This window comes from Micromonospora sp. NPDC005707, from assembly GCF_040631005.1.
GTDB lineage: Bacteria > Actinomycetota > Actinomycetes > Mycobacteriales > Micromonosporaceae > Micromonospora.
Map to the genome: position 1 here is coordinate 1 of NZ_JBEXYR010000005.1, position 18,466 is coordinate 18,466.

The 18,466-nt window shown below is 73.8% G+C and carries 21 protein-coding genes; 3 read left to right on the top strand and 18 right to left on the bottom strand.

What is annotated here, in order from left to right; translation table 11 throughout:
- Positions 1-117 precede the first annotated feature (117 nt).
- Positions 118-648 carry a hypothetical protein gene (locus tag ABZ452_RS10460; RefSeq protein ID WP_357941093.1) on the bottom strand — a complete coding sequence of 177 codons (531 nt, stop codon included), beginning with the start codon at positions 646-648 and terminating at the stop codon, positions 118-120.
- A 99-nt stretch (positions 649-747) separates the two neighbouring features.
- Here ABZ452_RS10460 and ABZ452_RS10465 point away from each other — a divergent pair, with 99 nt between their 5' ends.
- Complete coding sequence (locus tag ABZ452_RS10465) at positions 748-1,968, top strand: GNAT family N-acetyltransferase (RefSeq protein WP_357941095.1); 1,221 nt, start codon at positions 748-750, stop codon at positions 1,966-1,968.
- A 99-nt stretch (positions 1,969-2,067) separates the two neighbouring features.
- Positions 2,068-2,502, top strand: a complete 435-nt coding sequence (locus ABZ452_RS10470; protein WP_357941098.1) for a hypothetical protein — start codon at positions 2,068-2,070, stop codon at positions 2,500-2,502.
- A 37-nt stretch (positions 2,503-2,539) separates the two neighbouring features.
- On the opposite strand, the gene ABZ452_RS10475 is transcribed toward ABZ452_RS10470, so the two are convergent.
- From ABZ452_RS10475 to ABZ452_RS10490, 4 genes are all read right to left on the bottom strand, one after another.
- Entirely contained in the window at positions 2,540-3,010 is a 471-nt protein-coding gene (locus ABZ452_RS10475; RefSeq protein WP_357941100.1) for a ribose-5-phosphate isomerase, read from the bottom strand.
- Positions 3,011-3,082: 72 nt separating this feature from the next.
- Complete coding sequence (locus ABZ452_RS10480; protein ID WP_357941102.1) at positions 3,083-4,282, bottom strand: DUF1015 family protein; 1,200 nt, start codon at positions 4,280-4,282, stop codon at positions 3,083-3,085.
- 78 nt (positions 4,283-4,360) lie between these two features.
- On the bottom strand, positions 4,361-4,723 hold the full coding sequence (locus tag ABZ452_RS10485) for a hypothetical protein (RefSeq protein WP_357941104.1): 363 nt from the start codon (positions 4,721-4,723) through the stop codon (positions 4,361-4,363).
- Positions 4,724-4,843: 120 nt separating this feature from the next.
- Entirely contained in the window at positions 4,844-5,467 is a 624-nt protein-coding gene (locus ABZ452_RS10490; protein WP_357941106.1) for a disulfide bond formation protein DsbA, read from the bottom strand.
- Between the two features lie 224 nt (positions 5,468-5,691).
- On the opposite strand from ABZ452_RS10490, the gene pepN reads away from it, so the two are divergent.
- Positions 5,692-8,238, top strand: coding sequence for an aminopeptidase N (pepN, locus tag ABZ452_RS10495; protein ID WP_357941108.1), 2,547 nt, complete (start codon positions 5,692-5,694; stop codon positions 8,236-8,238).
- 139 nt (positions 8,239-8,377) lie between these two features.
- Here the strand turns inward: pepN and ABZ452_RS10500 are convergent, their stop codons facing one another.
- The 13 genes from ABZ452_RS10500 to ABZ452_RS10560 all read right to left on the bottom strand — a co-directional run bounded on the left by ABZ452_RS10500 (position 8,378) and on the right by ABZ452_RS10560 (position 18,447).
- The gene (locus tag ABZ452_RS10500; RefSeq protein WP_357941110.1) at positions 8,378-8,791 is read right to left on the bottom strand and encodes a DUF5130 family protein; all 414 of its coding nucleotides are present in this window, start codon (positions 8,789-8,791) and stop codon (positions 8,378-8,380) included.
- The gene (locus ABZ452_RS10505) at positions 8,778-9,065 is read right to left on the bottom strand and encodes a hypothetical protein (protein WP_107076375.1); all 288 of its coding nucleotides are present in this window, start codon (positions 9,063-9,065) and stop codon (positions 8,778-8,780) included. The genes ABZ452_RS10500 and ABZ452_RS10505 overlap by 14 nt, the downstream gene beginning before the upstream one ends.
- Positions 9,066-9,139: 74 nt before the next feature.
- A complete protein-coding gene (locus tag ABZ452_RS10510; protein ID WP_357941112.1) occupies positions 9,140-10,603 on the bottom strand; it encodes an amidase in 1,464 nt (487 codons plus the stop codon).
- 72 nt (positions 10,604-10,675) lie between these two features.
- Positions 10,676-11,104: a PIN domain-containing protein gene (locus ABZ452_RS10515; protein WP_357941114.1), complete on the bottom strand. Its 429-nt coding sequence runs from the start codon at positions 11,102-11,104 to the stop codon at positions 10,676-10,678.
- Positions 11,101-11,319, bottom strand: a complete 219-nt coding sequence (locus ABZ452_RS10520; protein WP_357941116.1) for a type II toxin-antitoxin system VapB family antitoxin — start codon at positions 11,317-11,319, stop codon at positions 11,101-11,103. The genes ABZ452_RS10515 and ABZ452_RS10520 overlap by 4 nt, the downstream gene beginning before the upstream one ends.
- A 28-nt stretch (positions 11,320-11,347) precedes the next feature.
- On the bottom strand, positions 11,348-12,358 hold the full coding sequence (locus tag ABZ452_RS10525; RefSeq protein WP_357941118.1) for an amidohydrolase family protein: 1,011 nt from the start codon (positions 12,356-12,358) through the stop codon (positions 11,348-11,350).
- Complete coding sequence (locus tag ABZ452_RS10530) at positions 12,358-12,882, bottom strand: 3-hydroxyanthranilate 3,4-dioxygenase (RefSeq protein WP_262284602.1); 525 nt, start codon at positions 12,880-12,882, stop codon at positions 12,358-12,360. The genes ABZ452_RS10525 and ABZ452_RS10530 overlap by 1 nt, the downstream gene beginning before the upstream one ends.
- A complete protein-coding gene (locus ABZ452_RS10535) occupies positions 12,879-13,301 on the bottom strand; it encodes a RidA family protein (protein ID WP_357941121.1) in 423 nt (140 codons plus the stop codon). Before ABZ452_RS10535 ends, ABZ452_RS10530 begins: the two co-directional genes overlap by 4 nt.
- Positions 13,298-14,071, bottom strand: coding sequence for a fumarylacetoacetate hydrolase family protein (locus ABZ452_RS10540; protein ID WP_357941123.1), 774 nt, complete (start codon positions 14,069-14,071; stop codon positions 13,298-13,300). Before ABZ452_RS10540 ends, ABZ452_RS10535 begins: the two co-directional genes overlap by 4 nt.
- The gene (gene dmpG, locus ABZ452_RS10545) at positions 14,068-15,132 is read right to left on the bottom strand and encodes a 4-hydroxy-2-oxovalerate aldolase (RefSeq protein ID WP_357941125.1); all 1,065 of its coding nucleotides are present in this window, start codon (positions 15,130-15,132) and stop codon (positions 14,068-14,070) included. The genes ABZ452_RS10540 and dmpG overlap by 4 nt, the downstream gene beginning before the upstream one ends.
- Positions 15,129-16,118 (bottom strand): acetaldehyde dehydrogenase (acetylating), encoded by a 990-nt coding sequence (locus ABZ452_RS10550; protein ID WP_357941127.1) that lies wholly within the window; start codon positions 16,116-16,118, stop codon positions 15,129-15,131. The genes dmpG and ABZ452_RS10550 overlap by 4 nt, the downstream gene beginning before the upstream one ends.
- Positions 16,115-16,909, bottom strand: coding sequence for a fumarylacetoacetate hydrolase family protein (locus tag ABZ452_RS10555; RefSeq protein ID WP_357941129.1), 795 nt, complete (start codon positions 16,907-16,909; stop codon positions 16,115-16,117). The genes ABZ452_RS10550 and ABZ452_RS10555 overlap by 4 nt, the downstream gene beginning before the upstream one ends.
- Positions 16,910-16,965: 56 nt before the next feature.
- Positions 16,966-18,447: a 2-hydroxymuconic semialdehyde dehydrogenase gene (locus ABZ452_RS10560; protein WP_357941957.1), complete on the bottom strand. Its 1,482-nt coding sequence runs from the start codon at positions 18,445-18,447 to the stop codon at positions 16,966-16,968.
- Positions 18,448-18,466 lie beyond the last annotated feature (19 nt).

Below are 18,466 nucleotides of genomic sequence, written 5' to 3' on the forward strand. Positions count from 1 at the left end.
GCGGCGGGCGGGTTATGGGGCGGGCGGGGGGGGTGGTGTGCGCCGGGGGGGGGGGGGGGGCGGGGGCGGGGGGCGCGGGGGGGGGGGGGGGCCCGCCCCGCCCGCGGCCACGGTGGTTCAGTTGCCGGTCACCCAGTTCCAGGCCGAGACCACCCATTCGGTCTGCTGGAGGTAGGCCACCCCGACGCCCACCAGGAAGAGTGCGGTCACCAGGTGCGCACCGCGCGCGCTGCGCCGCACCCGGCCGAGCTGCCGCTCCAGGACCAGCCGGCCGAGCAGGCGGGCCAGAGCGAACAGGCCGGCCGCGGTGAGCAGGCTGAGCACGAAGGTGAGCAGCGGGGCGGTCAGATCGCCCCGGCCGGAGATCGCCCAGATGCCCCAGCAGACGAAGGCGAACAGCCCGCCGGCCGCGCTCCACTCCCCGCCCTTGCGGAGCTGGGCGACATGCCAGCCCACCGGCCGGCGGGGGGCCGACTCGGCGGTCCAGTCGCCCGCGTCGACCGTGGGGAACGGCTCGGTCCGGGGCGTACGCGACTGGCCGACCGCCGCCACCCCGCGCCGGAACGCGTCCCGCTGCGAGGGCACCACGGCGGGCTGCGGCGGCACCTCGACCGTCCGCTCGGCCCACGGCTGTGTCTCGTCCGCCATCTCGTGTCCTCCCCCTCGACCGACGCCGGCCACGGTTCCGAGGGTAGCGAGCCGGCAAATCGGGTGCCGACCACGACGGTGATGGGTTACACACACCGGATGACCGACGCGCTGGTCCCCCGGGCCGAGGACTTCGACGAGATCTCCGCACTGCTGACGCTGGCCTTCCACGGCGATCTCGACCCCGAACTGCGGGAGGTCGAGCGCGTCGTCTTCGAACCGGACCGGTCGCTGCTGGTCCGTGACGGCGGGACCGCCGTGGCGCATGCCGGCGCGTTCAGCCGCGAGCTGGCCGTGCCCGGGGCCAGCGTGCCGGCCGCGCACGTGACCATGGTCTCGGTCGCCCCGACACACCGCCGGCGAGGGCTCCTCACCGGCCTGATGCGCCGGCAGCTCCGCGAGATCCACGACGCCGGCCGCGAGCCGCTCGCCGTCCTGTGGGCCAGCGAGGGCCGGATCTATCCCCGGTTCGGCTACGGCCTGGCCGCGCAGCGGCTCGTCCTGGCCGGCGACACCCCCGGGCTGCGCCTGCCGGACCCGACGCCCGCCGAGGGCACCCTCCGCCTGGACCGCCCGGCGCCGCACCGGGCCGAGCTGGCCCGGCTGTACGAGCGGGTGCGCGCCGACCGCCCCGGCTGGTCGCGCCGGGACGAGCGCTGGTGGGCGTACGTGCTGGCCGACGTGAAGGGGCTGCGGGGCGGCGCCACCGAGCGCCGGGTGCTGCTGCACGAGGGGCCGGACGGCCTCGACGGGTACGCCCTCTACCGGACGAAGGAGGAGTGGGCCGACACCGGGCCGCGCGCCGAGGTCCAGGTGGGCGAGGTGGTGGCCGCCCGGCCGGAGGCGTACCTGGCGCTGTGGCGGCTGCTGCTCTCGATCGACCTGACCCGCCGGGTGTCCTTCTCGATCGCCGCCGTGGACGAGCCGCTGTTCCGGCTGGTGGACGAGCCGCGGCAGCTCAACGCCCGGCTCGCCGACGCCCTCTGGGTCCGCGTCGTGGACGTGCCGGCCGCGTTGGCCGCCCGGCGGTACGCCACCGATGTCGACGTCGTGGTCGAGGTCACCGACGACCTGCTGCCGGAGAACAGCGGCCGGTGGCGGCTGGTCGGCGGCCCGTCCGGGGCGGAGTGCACGGCCACCTCGGCGCCGGCCGCGCTGGCCTGCGACGTCCGCGCCCTCGGCGAGCTCTACCTGGGTGGGGCCGGCCTGGCCGCGCTCACCGCCGCCGGGCGGGTGCGGGAGCTGGTCCCGGGCACGGCGGCGGCGACGGCACCGGCGCTCGGCTGGCACCGGGCCCCCGCTCCCATGGAGGTCTTCTGACCGACCGCCCCGGATCTCGGCGACCTGCCGTCAGCTCCGGACGGCAGCTCGCCAACATCTCGGGTCGAAGCGTGACCCCCCGGGCGGTACGGTCGGCTGATGGGGGATGCGGATCGGCGCCGGCGGCGGCTGCGGCACCACGGCGACACCGGGACACCGGAGCGCGAGGACGCGAGCGCGAGCACGGCAGCCGTGCACGACGACGACGCCCCCCGGTCGCCACGCGGCGCCAGACGCCCCGAGCCGGAGACATCGTCGGACGACGGCTCCAGGTCGCCGCGCGGCGCCAGACGCGCCGAGCTGGAGTCGTCGGAGCATCGGGGCCGGCGGGCGGGCCCGCCCGCCGAGGAGGGCGAGCGAGGGCTGCGCGGCCTGGTCGGCTCGGGTTCCTCGCAGGTGAGCGTGACCGCCGCGCTGCGGGCGCGGGACGCCGCCCGGCCGACCGACGAGGACCTGGCCGAGGCCGAGGCCCGGGTGGTCATCGTCCGCCGCAACTGGGTGCCCCGCGAGGAGCTGCCCCGCACCGGGCGGTGACGGGCGCGACCCGACGGCCGCACCCGTCGGCGGCGCGTCAGGCGGGCAGGTCGGGGAGCTCGCGGCTCTGCTCGTAGTCGGCGACCTGGGCGATCCGGCGGGCGTGCCGCGGGTTGCCGGAGAACGCGGTGGTCAGGAACGCCTCCACCAGGGCGGTGGCCTCGTCGAGGGTGTGCTGCCGGGCGCCGACCGCGATGATGTTGGCGTCGTTGTGCTCGCGGGCCAGCTGGGCGGTGTCGATGTTCCAGGCGAGCGCCGCCCGGACTCCGGCGATCTTGTTGGCGGCGATCTGCTCGCCGTTGCCGGACCCGCCGATCACCACGCCGAGGCTGCCCGGGTCGCCGACCACGCGGTCCCCGGTGTGCAGGCAGAACGCCGGGTAGTCGTCGTCCGGGTCGAAGGCGTGCGGGCCCACGTCGACCACCTCGTACCCCTGCTTGGCCAGGTGGTTGGCGAGGTGCACCTTCAGCTCGAAGCCCGCGTGATCGGATCCCAGGTAGACGCGCATACCGCGCAGTCTGACAGGCCCGCCCCCGTGCCGGCGCGCGGGCGGCGGCACGGAGGCGGATTCGTCACACGGTCAGCGGGGCAGTTCGGCGACGACCAGGCCGGCCCGCGCCTTCGGGGTGAACCAGGTGCTCTTGCGCGGCATCTTCTCCCGGGCCAGGTTGACCGCGACGAAGTCGTCCACGGTCACCGGCGCCACGAGGACGGCCAGCTCGGCCCGCCCCGCGTCGACCTCGCCGGTGAGCCAGCTCGCCGGGTAGTCGCCGCCCACGTAGGTGATCCGCTTGTCGCCCGGGTCGAGGCCGAGCGCGTCGCGCAGCAGCAGCCGCTCGACCAGGGCGTGGTCGAGGTTCTCCAGCCGGCCGCCACCGACGTGCGGCAGGCGCACCGCGTACCCCTGGCCGGCGAGGTGGAGGTGCACGGCGCCGCCGGTCGCCGGGACACCGGCCGGGCCGGCGACCGGGGTGATCTCCGCGCCTGCGGCGCGGAGCCGGTCGAGCAGTTCGTCCGGGGTGGTGGTCAACTCGCTGACCAGCCGGTTGTAGGGCTGGATGGCGACCGAGGCCGGCGTGGTGATCACCGACAGGAAGCGCGGAAAGCCGCCGGTCTGCGCGGCCAGGCTGCGGTGGTTGCCGTCGGCGACCACCAGCTCGCCGCCGCCCGCCAGGGCGGTCAGCTCGTCCTGCGCCGAACCCGGGCCGAGCAGCCAGATGGCGTGGGTGCGGCCGGCCTGGTCCACGTCGGTGGCGGCGGGGGCGCCGGCCGACTCGGTCGCCGCCGCGAGCGCCGCGTGCAGCTCGTCGCCGCGCCCGGTCTGGAGCAGGAGTACGGGCGAGAGCAGGTGACCCAGCGTCTCGGCCAGGGCGACCCGCTCCCGCACCTTGGCGATGAACACGTCCTCGTTGCGGATCACCAGGCCGGGCTCGTCGGCGCGGGTGGAGATCTGGTCGGTGTCGACCATGGCGAACAGCCCGTACGCGTTCTCCTCGCCCGGCGCGCTGATCCGGTAGAGGACCACGACCTGCTCGGCGGGGGTGTAGCTGCCGTCCGCCTTGGCCTCGGCGAGGCGGGCCACCGCGTCGGGGAGCGCGTCGAGGAAGGACTTCCCGAGGCTCCCCGGCGCCCGGTGAGGCATCTCGATGCCCAGGGCACTGTGCGGATTCGCCTCGACGATGGCGGTGATCTCCGCGTCGTCGGCGAACTCGTCGTAGTTCTGCGCGCCGGTGCCGCCAGTGGTGATCCAGGCCCGGGCGATCGGATGCACGACCGTCATGCCCGCTGACGCTACCCGCGCCGTCGGGACCGCTGGTGCCGGACCCGCACGCCGTCCACCAGATGAAAGGCGACCCGGTCAGCCGTTGCGGTGCCGGCCGGGGGCCGGTCGGCGGCCCGGCGTCGGGGCGGCCGGGCGGGCGCCGCCGCCGGACGTGGTGAGTCGGACCGTCGTCGTCCCGGCCGGGGCCGGGCGGCCGGCCGCGGCGCCGGTGCGGACCGCGCCGGGTGCCCGCGCGGGCAGGCCGGCGTCGGCGGGCGGGGTCATCCGCGAGGTCGCCACCACCCGGGCGACGCCGACCACGATGGGCGGGGCCAGCAGGTCGGCCATCTCGGCCGGGACCGCCGGCCAGTCGCCCTCGGCCACCGACCAGTACGTCGCACCGGAGTCCCCGGTCGCCGGCTCCGGCGCCTCGTCGGACAGGTGGCGGTGCTTACCCATGGGAACGCCTCCAGGAGCTGCCGGGCTGCGGCCCCGGGCGGGCCGCCGGCTGGGACACCCGGTGAAACGAGCCCCGCACCGGCCCGGTGACGGGGCGGCGCGGGGCTCGTCCGGCGCGGCTCAGTCGAAGACCGGGCCGACCTCACGGGTGCGCTTGAGCTCGTAGAAGCCGGGCGTGCCGGCCACCAGCAGGACGCCGTCCCAGAGCCGGCCGGCCGCCTCGCCCTTCGGCGCCGGGGTGATCACCGGGCCGAAGAAGGCGACCTGGCGGCCGTCCGGGCCCGGGGCGTGGATCACCGGGGTGCCCACGTCGGTGCCGACCGGCCGCATGCCCGCCTCGTGGCTGGCCCGCAGCGCCTCGTCGTACTCCGTCGACTCGGCGACGTCGGCGAGCGCCGGGTCCAGGCCGACGTCGGTGAGAGCACCGGCCAGCATCTCCCGGCCCAACTCCTCCTTGCCGAGGTGGATCCGGGTGCCCATCGCGGTGTAGAGCTTGCCCAGCGTCTCCCCGCCGTGCGCCTGCTCGACGGCGATGCAGACCCGCACCGGGCCCCAGCCCTTCTTCATCAGATCCTGGTACTGCTCCGGCAGGTCCCGGCCCTCGTTGAGCACGGACAGGCTCATCACGTGGAACCGGATCTCCACGTCCCGGACCTGCTCGACCTCCAGCAGCCAGCGGGAGGTGATCCACGCCCACGGGCACAGCGGGTCGAACCACATGTCCACGGCGACACGTTCGGTCACGGTGTCATCCCTTCACGACTTCACGCGCCGGAGCTCCGGCGCCTTCCCCTCCGATCCTCACCCCATGCGGCATCGACCGGTACCGGAATGAGAGCGTGACCTCGGCCACCGAAGGGTGACCGTGCATGGAAGACTCGGTTTCGGACGGCCGTCACGAGCGGGCCGGGAGGCCGGTGCCGCGGGGCGCGGCGAGACGAGTGGGATGGAGACGAACAGTGCCGGGAGTGCGCAACCTGACCCAGGTCGAGGCCACCGAGCGGGCCCGCCTGCTCGACGTCACCGGGTACGACATCAAGCTTGACCTGTCGACCGCGGTGCAGGCCGACGGCCGCACGTTCCGGTCGGTGACCGAGGTCCGGTTCCGCTGTGCCGAGCCGGGGGCGAGCACCTTCATCGAGACGGCCGCCGAGTCGGTGCGGTCGGCGACGCTGAACGGCACGCCGGTCGACCTGTCCGGCTGGTCGGCCGAGAAGGGCCTCACCCTCACCGGTCTGGCCGCCGAGAACGTCCTCGTGGTCGACGCCGACTTCGGTTACTCCAACAGCGGGCAGGGCCTGCACCGCACGGTCGACCCGGTCGACGGCGAGACCTACCTCTACAGCCAGTTCGAGACGGCCGACGCGCAGAAGGTGTTCGCCTGCTTCGACCAGCCCGACCTGAAGAGCGTCTACACCTGGCACGCCACCGTCCCGGAGCACTGGCGGGTGGTGTCCAACATGCCGGTGGAGCGCGAGGAGCCGGCCGGCGAGGCGCTCAAGACCGTCCACTTCGTCGAGTCGGCGCGGATGAGCACCTACATCACCGCGCTCTGCGCCGGCCCGTACCACGAGGTGCGCGACAGCCACGACGGCATCGACCTGGGTGTCTACTGCCGGGCCTCGATGGCGCAGTACATGGACGCGGACGACCTGTTCCTCATCACCAAGCAGGGCTTCGACTTCTTCCACGAGAAGTTCCAGGTGCGCTACCCGCTGCCCAAGTACGACCAGCTCTGGGTGCCGGACTTCAACGCCGGCGCCATGGAGAACTTCGGCTGCGTGACGCACGCCGAGTCGCACTACATCTTCCGCTCGCAGGTCACCGACTTCGAGTACGAGCAGCGGGCCAACACGATCCTGCACGAGCTGGCGCACATGTGGTTCGGTGACCTGGTCACCATGCGCTGGTGGAACGACCTGTGGTTGAACGAGTCGTTCGCCGAGTGGGCCAGCCACTGGTGCAACACCCACGCCACCCGCTTCTCCGACGCGTGGACGACCTTCCTGTCCATCCGGAAGAACTGGGGTTACCGGCAGGACCAGCTCTCCTCCACCCACCCGGTCTACTGCGAGATGCCGGACCTGGAGGCGGTCGAGGTCAACTTCGACGGCATCACCTACGCCAAGGGCGCCAGCGTGCTCAAGCAGCTCGTCGCGTACGTGGGCGAGGAGCCGTTCCTGGCCGGCCTGCGGGCCTACTTCGGCAAGCACGCCTGGGGCAACGCCACCTTCGACGACCTGCTGTCCGAGCTGGAGACGGCCTCCGGCCGGGAGCTGCGCAAGTTCGCCGCCCAGTGGCTGGAGACCGCGCAGGTCAACACGCTGCGCCCCGAGGTGGTCATCGGCGCCGACGGCGCGTACGAGCAGGTGCTGGCGCGGCAGGAGGCCCCGGCCGGGCACCCGACGCTGCGGACCCACCGGATCGGGGTGGGCCTCTACGACCTGACCGGCGGGCGGCTGCTCCGGCGGGAGCGGGTCGAGGTCGACGTGACCGGCGAGCTGACCGAGCTGTCCGTGCTGCACGGCAAGCCGGCCGCCGACGTGCTGCTGCTCAACGACGACGACCTGACCTACACCAAGCTGCGGCTGGACGAGCGGTCGATGGCGACCGTGGTGCAGCACATCGCCGGGTTCGAGTCGTCGCTGGCCCGGGCGCTGTGCTGGACCGCCGCCTGGGACATGACCCGCGACGCCGAGCTGTCGGCCCGCGACTACGTGGCGCTGGTGCTGGCCGGGCTGCCGGCGGAGACCGACATCAACCTGGTCACCGCCACCCTGCGCCAGGCCACCACCACGCTCACCTTCTACGCCGACCCGGCCTGGGCGCCGACCGGCTGGGCCGACCTGGCCCGCGCCGCCCGCACGGCGCTCGCCGCGGCCGAGGAGGGCAGCGGCTTCCAGCTCGCCTGGGCCCGGGCGTACGCCTCCGCGGCCCGCTCCGGCGAGGACCTGGCCACACTGCGCGGCTGGCTGGAGGGCGGCGAGGTGCCGGCCGGGCTGACCGTGGACACCGAGCTGCGCTGGACCGTCCTGCAGTCGCTGGTGGCCAACGGCGCGGCCGGGGCCGCCGAGGTGGAGGCCGAGCTGGCCCGCGACCGCACCGCCAGCGGCGAGCGGGAGGCCGCGTACGCGCACGCGCTCGTGCCGACCGCCGAGAACAAGGCCGCGGTGTGGGCACAGCTCACCGGCCCGGAGGCACTGCCGAACTGGCGCAACCGGGCGCTGCTGCAGGGCTTCACCCACCCGGCGCAGGTGGAGCTCACCGCGCCCTACCGGGAGAAGTACTTCGCCGCGGTGGCGCAGGTGTGGGCGCAGCGGGACAGTGAGCCGGCGCAGGAGTTCGTCCAGCTCGCCTACCCGGCGTACCTGGTCGAGGACGACACGGTGACCGCCACCGACGAGTGGCTGACCCAGGAGGGGCAGCCGGCGCCGCTGCGCCGGCTGGTGGCCGAGGGCCGCGACGGCGTGGCCCGGGCCCTCAAGGCCCGCGCCCGGGACGCCCGGACCGCCTGACCGAGGAGCACGCGGCCGGGGCCGGCGCGGGTGGGAACCCGCGCCGGCCCCGGCCGTTGTCGTCTGGACAGGCTGACGGCACCGACGGGAAAGCCCGGCCCGCGAGACGCGGGCCGGGCTTCGTCGTGTGCGGGAGGGCTCAGCCCTTGCCGGCGTGGCTGGCGAGCTGGTCGAGGCCCTGGATGATGCCGCCGGCCAGGTCGCCGCCGCCGAACGAGGCCACCATGGAGAGCGCGGCCAGCTTGGCGTACGTGTCCGGGATGCGCTTGCGCGCGTAGCGGCCGGTGACGATCTCGAGCTGCCGCTGGTTGGGCGACACGGCGATCAGCACCGACTTGTCCGGCTCGGCGAGCTGGCGGTGCAGCCGCCCGGCGTGCTCCCGGATCGGCTCGTCGAGGCCGCCCACGTAGACCGAGAACACCAGGCCGGTGCCCTGGTCGGCCAGGCGGAGCGCCTCGTCGATGCGGAGCAGCTGACGGGTCGAGAACGGCCCGTCCAGGACCTCCGGCGGGTTACCGGTCCCCGTCGCGGCCTGCTTCTCACCAACGGTCACTTGCGCCTCCGGTTCCACCGGCCGGTGCCTCCCGGCCGGCCTGCTCCTGCTTGCGGCTGGTCAGCGCCGGCGCCTGCGCGCCGGCGGCCAGTGCGGTGCCGGCCGAGTCGGCCAGCTGCTCCGGACGGCCCAGGAACCAGACCGGAGTGAAGTCGAAGGGCCGGCCCGGCCGGTAGCGCTTCGCGCCGCCACCGCCGCCGCCGCGACTGCCGGCGGCCGCCAGTCCGGCGATCACCAGCACGGCGGCCGCCGGGATGCCGACGAAGACCAGCAACGTCTCGGTAACAGACAATCCCAACGCCCCCAGGCGGAAAGAGAGACCAGGAATGTTCCGGGTCGGGTGGACGGTCATGACGACGCGCGCCCGACTCCGCTTGTGCTGTTCACGTTAGCGGAGTCGACGGCCCGCCAGATTGCGGGGTGCTGATCCCACCCGCCACAGCCGTGCTCCACTTGCGCGGCAGTGCCTATCAATGTCGCGTCGTCGCCGTACCGGCCGGTGAGCAGCACGCCGACCGGCATCCCGTCGCCGGTGCGGCCCACCGGCAGCGAAACGGACGGGTCGCCGGTGACGTTGAAGATGGCGCAGTACGGCGAAAACCGCCGCTGCCGGTCGAAATCCTCGGCCGGATCGAGGCTCGCGAACGCCCCGACCGGTGCCTGCGGCGCGGCCAGGGTCGGGCAGAGCAGCAGGTCGCAGCCGGCGGTACGGCGCACGCCACGGCGTACCTGGGCCTGGAGTTCGCCGAGCGCGGTCATCAGCGGGCCGGCCCCGACGGCCGTGCCCCGGGCCCGGAGGAAGCGGGTCAGCGGCAGCAGGTCGCTCTCCCGTTCGGTCGGCACCGGGGCGAGCGCCAGCACGTACCAGACGGTCTCGAAGAGCGGCCACGCCTCGGGGCCGAGCGGCGCGGGGACGTCGACCACCTCGTGGCCGGCCTCGGTGAGCAGCGCGGCGGCCCGGTCGACGGCGGCCACGCAGTCGGGGTGGACCGGCTCGTCGGCGAGCATCGGTGCGGTGAACCGGCCGATCCGCAGCCGGCCCGGCGCGGCGGCCCGGGCGGCGCCCAGGTAGCCGCCGGTGGGCGCGGCCGGCGGCAGGTAGGGCTCACCGGGCACCGGTTGCGCCAGGACGTCCAGCAGCGCGGCCGCGTCGGTCACGGTCCGGCCGAGCGGGCCGCTGATGGGCAGCCCGAACGCGCCGAAGCCGACCGGGCCGCCGGAGACCAGGCCCCGGCTGGGCTTGTAGCCGACCAGACCGCAGAGTGCCGCCGGGATGCGCAGCGAGCCGCCACCGTCGGAGCCCTGCGCCACGGGCACCAGGCCGCCGGCCACGGCGGCCGCCGCCCCGCCGCTGGACCCGCCCGCGGTGTTGGCGAGGCCCCACGGGTTGCGGGCCGGCGGCGCGACGAGGCCCTCGGAGTAGAGCGAGCAGCCCAGCTCGGAGGTGGTGGTCTTGCCGAGGCTGACCATTCCGGCGGCGGCCATGAACCGGACCACGTCGGCGTCGACGGGCGGCACGAAGTCGGCGAACGCCGCCGAGCCGAAGGTGGTGCGGACTCCGGCGGTGAGCGTGAGGTCCTTGATGGCGGTCGGCACCCCGTGCAGCGGGCCGCGCCGGTCGGCCGGCACCGCGTCGGCGGCGGCCGCGGCGGCCCGCGCGCGTTCCGGGGTGACGGTGACGAACGCGCCGAGGGTGTCGGCGAGCGCGTCCACCCGCCGCAGGTGGTGCTCGACCAGCTCCACGCTGGACAGCTCACCCCGGCGGATCGCGGCGGCCTGCTCCAGGGCGGTCAGGTCGTGCGGCTCGGCCATGCCGTCATCCTGCCCGGTCGGCGGCCGGATAATCGGGCGACACGACCGTCGGGCACGACTCGCTCCAAGCGGTCAGGACAGGGTTCCGGGTGGCGCCACCCATTCAGATCGAGGACCACCGACCGCCGCCAACAGGTCGAAGTCGCGGTCGTAGTGCAGAACGGTCGCGGAGTACTCGGCGGCCACTGCGGCAACCGTGAGGTCGACCGGACTGACGGCCCGATGATGGCCACGCGCGGTCAGCGCCAACTGCAGGTCCCTGGCGCGGGTCGGGACAGCGGGGGTTATCGGCAGGTCGACCATGACCTGAGCGCGACGGGCGCGAATCGTCATGGCGTCGCGGAAATCGCGCGCGCTACGCCCGTCCTCGAGATCCAGCGGAAGACATGTCGCCGCCAGCCGCTCCTCAAGCAGCACGGTCACCCGCTTCGCGACCACGGGCAGACGCAGCCGTGCCCACGCCGAGGTGTCGACCAGGTAGAGGCCGGCAGGCACCGTCACGCGGCGCCCTTCTCACTGTCGGGGGTCTTGTCGTCGTCGACGATGCCCGTCCAGTCGCGGTCGATCGACAGGAGCTCCCGGATCGCCTCCATCCGCTCACTTCGCTCTGCGACCAGCCGCAGGGCCGCATGGATCGTGTCCTTCTTGCTCTTGGTGCCGAGCTCCCGTCGCGCTCGTTCGAGCAGCTCATCATCAAGATCGATAACAGTCTTCACCCAGCAAGTATATACGACGTGGCGAGCTCTATATACTGACCTTGCCGAGGAAATGGAGGGCGTTGTCGCCGAGGAGCTTGGCCCGCTGCGCATCGGTGAGGAAGTCCGCCTTGCGGACCACCTGCCCGACCGGGCGCTCCCCCAGCGGGTACGGGTAGTCGCTGCCCACGAGCACCCGGTCCTCGCCCATGGTGTCGACGAGCAGCCGCAGCGCCGCCGGCTCGAAGACCACCGAGTCGACGCTGAACCGGTCGACGTAGGCGCTCGGCGGGGCGCTGGACGCGCCGCGGACCAGGTCGCCGCGGCGGTGCCAGGCGTTGTCCGCGCGGCCCAGCCAGAACGGGAAGCTGCCGCCGCCGTGCGCGAAGCAGATCCGCAGCGTCTCGGGCACCCGGTCGAAGACCCCGCCGAGGATCAGCGCCAGCACCGACAGGTGCGTCTCGGCCGGCATCCCGGTCAGCCAGCGGGCCATCCACCGGTCCAGCCGGGGTCCGCCCGGCATGTCCCACGGGTGCACGAAGACCGGCGCGCCCACCTCGGCGCAGTGGGTCAGGAACTGCACGATGCCGGCGTCGTCGAGGTCGCGGTCGCCCACGTGGTTGCCGATCTCCACCCCGGCGTGCCCGGCGGCCAGGCAGCGGTCCAGCTCGGCGCAGGCGGCGTCCGGGTCCTGCAACGGCACCTGGCAGAACGGCACCAGCCGGTCCCCGCCGCCCGCGGTGACCGCCAGGGTGAGGTCGTTGAAGATCCGGGCCACCTTGACGGCCTGGTCGGCCGGGCGGTCATAGCTGAAGAACACCGGGGTGGGCGAGACGACCTGCACGTCGACGCCGTCGGCGGCCATGTCGGCGAGCCGTGTCTCCGGGTCCCAGCACTCCGCGCCGACCGGCCGGAACTCCGTCTCCCCCACCATGATCATGGCGGCGCGCTCGGAGTCCACCCGCAGCCAGGGCCAGCCGGACCCGCCGCAGGCCGCGGCGAGGTCCGGCCACCCCTTGGGTACGACGTGCGTGTGCACGTCGACGACGGGTGGGCGCATCAGCCCTTGCCCGGGTGCAGCGCGCCGCAGTTGGTGCAGGTGCGGGCCTTCTCGTCGGCGTAGAACGCCGCGAAGACCGGCGGCAGGTCGGCGGCGATGTCGCGCACCTGGAGCTCCACCTCGTGCACCTTGTGGCTGCACTCGGTGCAGTACCACTGGAACTTCTCCAGCGTGCCCTCCTCGCGGACCCGCTCGATCACCATGCCGATCGAGCCGGCCTCGGGGCGCTGCGGCGAGTGCGGGGTGTTGCGCGGCAGCATCCACATCTGACCCTCGCGCACGTGCACCGTACGCGGGCCCTCGGGCAGCATGAGGTTGATGTGCATGTTGCCCTTGACCTGGTAGAAGAACTCCTCGTACGGGTCGACGTGGAAGTCGGTCCGCTGGTTCGGGCCGCCGACCACCATGACGATGAAGTCGTCGCTGCCCGGCAGCATCTCCTTGTTGCCCACCGGCGGCTTGAGCAGGTGCTGGTTCTCCCCGATCCAGCCGGAGAAGCTGAACGGCTCGGCGATCTCACTCATGACGGACCTCCCGACGGAAGTAGGGCCACGGCCTGCATCTCGATCAGCAGGTGCGGGTGCGGAAGCTGGTGCACGGCCACCGTGGTCCGGGTCGGCCCGGTGACGTCGAAGAACTCCGCCCACACCTCGTTGTAGCCACCGAAGTCGTTCATGTTGACCAGGTAGCTGGTGACCTGCACCAGATCACTCAGGTCGGCGCCGGCCGACTGGAGCAGGTCCCGGATGTTCTCGATCACCGCCCGGGTCTGCGCCCGGATGTCGAGGTCGGTGGTGCCGAACTCGTCCACCGCCACACCGGCGAAGGTGTTGTCCGGCCGGCGCGACGACGTACCCGAGACGAAGACGAACCCGCCGGCGACCTTGACGTGCGGGAACGCGCCGCGCGGCACGGCCTTCCCGGCCACCACCCGGGCCGTCATGAGGCCGCCTTCAGCGTCGCCGTGCCGAGCTTCTCCACGACGGCGCGGACGTGCGCGCCGGGGCGCAGCGGCACGGCGGCGGTGGCCGCGCCGGCCAGGAAGACCCAGCCCTTGCGCAGCCGGACACCGTGCCGGCCGGCCAGGCGGATGCCCTCGTCCAGGGCGCGGCGCGGGTCGCCGAGGATCGCCGCGGTCGAGCCGACCTGGGCGACCCGGCCGTCGATCTCCAGCAGCACGCCGAGGTTGTCCAGGCCCTCGGGCACGGGCGACCAGGGGCCGACGACGAACGCGGCGGCCGAGGTGTTGTCGGCCACGACGTCCGGCAGGGAGAAGGTGAAGTTGGCGTACCGGGAGTCGATCAGCTCGATGGCCGGCGCCACGGCGCGGACGGCCCGGGTGAACGCGCCGACCGGCTCGCCCGGCTCGGGGAGGCGGTCCAGCAGGAACGCCACCTCCGGCTCGACCCGGGGGTGAATGAAGCCGGCCACGTCGACCGTGCCGCCGTCGGGCACCCGCATGCTGTCGGTGAGCCGGCCCCAGATCACCTCGTCGACGCCGACCTGGGCCATCTTGGCCTTGCTGGTCAGCCCCATCTTCAACCCGACGAGCCGCTCGCCCCGGTCGAGGCGACGCTGCAGCAGCGCGGCCTGCACGGCGTACGCGGCGTCCACGTCGAGGCCGGTCTCGGCGGCGAGCTGCGGGATCGCGGTGGCCGTGTCGGCGGCCGCGCCCAGCTTCTCGGCGATCCCCGCGATGTCCGGTCCGATCATGCCGCGTCCCCCTTGCCGGCCAGGTCGAGTGCCACGTCCACGATCATGTCCTCCTGGCCGCCGACCATGCGGCGCCGACCCAGCTCGACGAGGATCGATCGGACGTCCACCCCGTACTTCGCGGAGGCCCGCTCGGCGTGGCGGAGGAAGCTGGAGTAGACCCCCGCGTACCCGAGGGAGAGCGTCTCCCGGTCGACCTGGACGGGCCGGTCCTGGAGCGGGCGGACCAGGTCGTCGGCTGCGTCCATCAGCGCGAACACGTCGCAGCCGTGCTTCCAGCCGTGCAGTTCGGCGACCGCGACGAAGACCTCCAGCGGGGCGTTGCCGGCGCCCGCGCCCATGCCGGCCAGCGACGCGTCCACCCGGACGGTCCGGCCGTGCGGGGCGTCCGCGCCGGCCGGCCCGGGGCCGGGGATGCGGCCGTGCTCGACGGCGAGGACGCTGTTGGCCACGCCGAGCGACAGGTTGTGGTGGGCGTGGATGCCGATCTGCGTCTCCGGGTCGAGCACCTGCCGGTAGGCGTCGACCCGCGCGGCCACGTCGGACATGAGCAGCCGCCCGCCGGAGTCGGTGACGTAGACGCAGTGCGCCCCGTACGACTCCATGAGCTTGGCCTGGGCGGCCAGCCCGGCCGGGTCGTTCATGTGCGACATCATGAGGAACCCGGAGACGTCCATGCCGTTCTCGCGGGCCCAGGAGATGTGCTGGGCGGAGATGTCCGCCTCGGTGCAGTGGGTGGCGATCCGCACGCTGGTCACACCGAGCGCCTTGGCCGCCTTCAGGTCGGCGATGGTGCCGATGCCGGGCAGCAGCAGGGTGGTGAGCCGCGCGCCGGTCAGCACCTCGGCGGCGGCGGCGATCCAGTCGGCGTCGCCGGCCGCGCCGTGGCCGTAGTTGACGCTGGAGCCGGCCAGGCCGTCGCCGTGCGCCACCTCGATGGCGGCCACCCCGGCCGCGTCCAGCGCGGCGGCGATCGTCCGCACCTGGTCCACCGTGTACCGGTGCGCGATGGCGTGCATGCCGTCGCGCAGCGTCACGTCCTGGATGTAGAGGTCGGTCATCGCGCGTCCGCCTTCCGGAGCGTGACCAGCCGCTCGGCGGTGCGCAGCGCGGCCGAGGTCATGATGTCGAGGTTCCCGGCGTACGCGGGCAGGTAGTGCCCGGCGCCGGAGACCTCCAGGAAGACCGACACCTGGAGCCCGGCGAAGTGCCGGCCCAGCACCGGCGCGTACGTGTCCACCCGGTCGAACTGCACGTCCTGCTTGAGCCGGTAGCCCGGGACGTACTCCTGCACGGTCTTCACCATGTCGGCCACCGAGGCGGCGATCGCGGTCCGGTCGGCGTCGGCGTCCGGGCAGAGGCAGTAGACGGTGTCCCGCATGAGCAGCGGCGGGTCGGCCGGGTTCAGCACGATGATGGCCTTGCCGCGCTCGGCGCCGCCGACCACCTCGATGGCCCGGGCCGTGGTCTCGGTGAACTCGTCGATGTTGGCCCGGGTGCCCGGCCCGGCCGACTTCGAGGCGATCGAGGCGACGATCTCCCCGTACGCGACCGGGGTGACCCGGCCGACCGCGTGCACGATCGGCACGGTGGCCTGCCCGCCGCAGGTCACCATGTTCACGTTGGGCTCGTGCAGGTGCTCGTCGAGGTTGACCGGCGGCACCACGTACGGGCCGATCGCGGCCGGCGTCAGGTCGACCACGGTCCGGCCGTGCGCGCGCAGCACCGCGTCGTGGTGCCGGTGCGCGCCGGCCGAGGTCGCGTCGAAGACCAGCTCGACGTCGGCGAACTCCGGCATGGCGACCAGGCCGTCCACGCCCTCGGCGGTGGTCGCCACGCCGAGCCGGCGGGCCCGGGCGAGGCCGTCGGACGCCGGGTCGATGCCCGCCATCGCCACCATCCGCAGGCTCGCCTGGGAGCGCGAGGAACGCAGCGAAGCGGAGTCCCGCAGTCGCGACCCATCAGCAGCACTGCTGAGCCGCAGCACCTTGATCATCAGGTCGGTGCCGATGTTGCCCGACCCGAGCACCGCCACGCCGACGGTCATGAGGCCTCCTTGGAGAAACAGGTCCGCACCGAGCCGAGCCCGGAGATGCGCGCCTCGTACGCGGCGCCGGGCGTCACGGGCACCATCGGGCCCAGCGCCCCGGACAGCACCACGTCCCCGGCCTTCAGCGGGTCGCCGGCGCGGGCCATGGTGCCGGCCAGCCACTCCAGCGCGTGCAGCGGGTTGCCGAGGCAGGCCGCCCCGGCGCCGACCGAGACCGGCTCGCCGGCGTGCTCCAGCACCATGCCGCAGAGCCGCAGGTCCACGTCGGCCAGCCGGCGCGGCGCGGTGCCGAGCACGAACAGCCCGCTGGAGGCGTTGTCCGCCACCGTGTCCACGATGGAGATGTCCCAGCCGGCGATCCGGGAGTCGACGATCTCGATGGCCGGCAGCACGTGGTCGACGACCCGGATGAGGTCGACGGTGGTGACCCGCTCGTCGGGCAGGTCCGCGCCGAGCACGAAGGCGATCTCGGCCTCCACCCGGGGCTGGAGCAGCCGGCTCATCGGCACCTCGACGCCGTCGCCGACCGCCATGTCGTCGAAGAGCACGCCGAAGTCGGGCTGGAAGACCCCGAAGTTCTCCTGCACGGCGCGCGAGGTGAGGCCGATCTTCGCGCCGACCCGGCGGTGGCCCTTGCCGAGCCGCTGCCGGGTGTAGACCTGCTGCACCTGGTAGGCCGCCTCGATGTCGCCCTCCGGCAGCAGCCGCCCGCGCAGCGGCGGGCACGGCTTCTCCTCCTGCCGGGCCACGGCCAGCTCCCGGTTGGCGGCTTCGATGTCGACGGTCATCCCGGCTCCTCGCTGCGAACGCTTACGGCGCGAGCCATTCTGCCCCGAGTGCGCACTCATGAGAGGTCCACGCAGACGTTGGTGAGTTCGGAGTAGAAGTCGAGCGAGTGGACCCCGCCCTCCCGGCCGATGCCGGAGGCCTTCACCCCGCCGAACGGGGTGCGCAGGTCGCGCAGGAACCAGGTGTTCACCCAGACGATGCCGGCGTCCAGTCGGGACCCGGCCCGGTGCGCCCGCCCCACGTCCCGGGTCCAGACCGTCGCCGCCAGGCCGTAGTCGGTGCCGTTGGCCAGGGCGTACGCCTCGTCCTCGTCGTCGAACGGCGCGACGTGCACCACCGGGCCGAAGATCTCCTCGGTGTTGGTGCGGGCGTCCGGGCCCAGCCCGGTGAGCACGGTCGGCTGCACGTACGCGCCGCCGTCACGGGCGTCGCCGAAGCGCGGCGTCCCGCCCCCGGCGCGCACCTCGGCGCCCTCGGTGCGGGCCAGGTCGTAGTGGCCGAGCACCTTGTCCCGGTGGGCGTGCGAGATCAGCGGCATGTTCACGGTCGCCTCGTCGGCCGGCCAGCCGTACGCCAGCTCGTCGGCGCGCTTGGCCAGCCGGGCGGTGAACTCCTCGAAGACCGGCCGCTGCACGTAGATCCGCTCGGTGCAGAGGCAGACCTGGCCGCCGTTGGTGAAGCTGGACCGGACCGAGCCGGCGACCGCCGCGTCCAGGTCGGCGTCGGCGAAGACCAGGCCGGCGTTCTTGCCGCCCAGTTCGAAGCTGACCGCCTTCACCCCGTCGGCGGCGGCCCGCATGATGGCGCTTCCGGTGGCCGACTCCCCGGTGAAGGTGATCGCGTCGACACCCGGGTGCCGGGTGAGGTGCTCGCCGGCCGAGCCGGGGCCGAAGCCGTGCACCAGGTTAAACACGCCCTCGGGCACGCCCGCCGCGGCCATCACCTCGGCGAGCAGGGTCGCCGACGCCGGGGTCTCCTCGCTGGGCTTGACCACCACGGCGTTGCCGCAGGCCAGGGCAGGGGCGACCTTCCAGGTGAGCAGCAGCAGCGGCAGGTTCCAGGGCACGATGATCGCGACCACGCCGACCGGCTTGCGGACCGCGTAGTTCAGCGCCCGGCCGCCCGTCGGGGTGACCGTGGTGAACGACTCGGTCGGCGCGGTCGCCACGATCTCGGCGAACGCCCGGAAGTTGGCCGCACCGCGCGGGATGTCCAGCGTGCGGGCCTGGGAGATGGCCTTGCCGGTGTCGGCGACCTCGGCGGCGACCAGGTCGTCGAAGCGGCGCTCCAGCTCGTCGGCGACCCGGCGGAGCACCTCGGCGCGCTCCCGCTCCCCCATCCGGCCCCACGGGCCACGCAGCGCCGCCCGGGCGGCGGTCACCGCCTCGTCCACCACGGACTCACCGGCCTCGACCACCTCGAAGACCGGTTCGCCGGTCACGGGGCTGCGCTTGGTGAACCGCGGCCCGGCGTCGGTGAAGGAACCGCCGACGAAGTTGCGCAGCAGGCCGGGGCCATCCGGCGCGTGCCCGGCCATCAGCCGGGGATCCCAGAGG

Excerpts from the sequence above, each read along its gene's own strand:
- ABZ452_RS10530 (WP_262284602.1), bottom strand. The coding sequence starts at position 12,882 with ATGAGTGAGATCGCCGAGCCGTTCAGCTTCTCCGGCTGGATCGGGGAG.
- ABZ452_RS10510 (WP_357941112.1), bottom strand. The coding sequence starts at position 10,603 with ATGGCCGAGCCGCACGACCTGACCGCCCTGGAGCAGGCCGCCGCGATC.
- ABZ452_RS10470 (WP_357941098.1), top strand. The coding sequence starts at position 2,068 with ATGGGGGATGCGGATCGGCGCCGGCGGCGGCTGCGGCACCACGGCGAC.
- ABZ452_RS10465 (WP_357941095.1), top strand. The coding sequence starts at position 748 with ATGACCGACGCGCTGGTCCCCCGGGCCGAGGACTTCGACGAGATCTCC.
- ABZ452_RS10460 (WP_357941093.1), bottom strand. The coding sequence starts at position 648 with ATGGCGGACGAGACACAGCCGTGGGCCGAGCGGACGGTCGAGGTGCCG.
- ABZ452_RS10475 (WP_357941100.1), bottom strand. The coding sequence starts at position 3,010 with ATGCGCGTCTACCTGGGATCCGATCACGCGGGCTTCGAGCTGAAGGTG.
- ABZ452_RS10555 (WP_357941129.1), bottom strand. The coding sequence starts at position 16,909 with ATGACCGTCGACATCGAAGCCGCCAACCGGGAGCTGGCCGTGGCCCGG.
- ABZ452_RS10535 (WP_357941121.1), bottom strand. The coding sequence starts at position 13,301 with ATGACGGCCCGGGTGGTGGCCGGGAAGGCCGTGCCGCGCGGCGCGTTC.
- ABZ452_RS10540 (WP_357941123.1), bottom strand. The coding sequence starts at position 14,071 with ATGATCGGACCGGACATCGCGGGGATCGCCGAGAAGCTGGGCGCGGCC.
- ABZ452_RS10560 (WP_357941957.1), bottom strand. The coding sequence starts at position 18,447 with ATGGCCGGGCACGCGCCGGATGGCCCCGGCCTGCTGCGCAACTTCGTC.
- ABZ452_RS10525 (WP_357941118.1), bottom strand. The coding sequence starts at position 12,358 with ATGCGCCCACCCGTCGTCGACGTGCACACGCACGTCGTACCCAAGGGG.
- ABZ452_RS10550 (WP_357941127.1), bottom strand. The coding sequence starts at position 16,118 with ATGACCGTCGGCGTGGCGGTGCTCGGGTCGGGCAACATCGGCACCGAC.
- ABZ452_RS10480 (WP_357941102.1), bottom strand. The coding sequence starts at position 4,282 with ATGACGGTCGTGCATCCGATCGCCCGGGCCTGGATCACCACTGGCGGC.
- ABZ452_RS10485 (WP_357941104.1), bottom strand. The coding sequence starts at position 4,723 with ATGGGTAAGCACCGCCACCTGTCCGACGAGGCGCCGGAGCCGGCGACC.
- dmpG (WP_357941125.1), bottom strand. The coding sequence starts at position 15,132 with ATGACCGACCTCTACATCCAGGACGTGACGCTGCGCGACGGCATGCAC.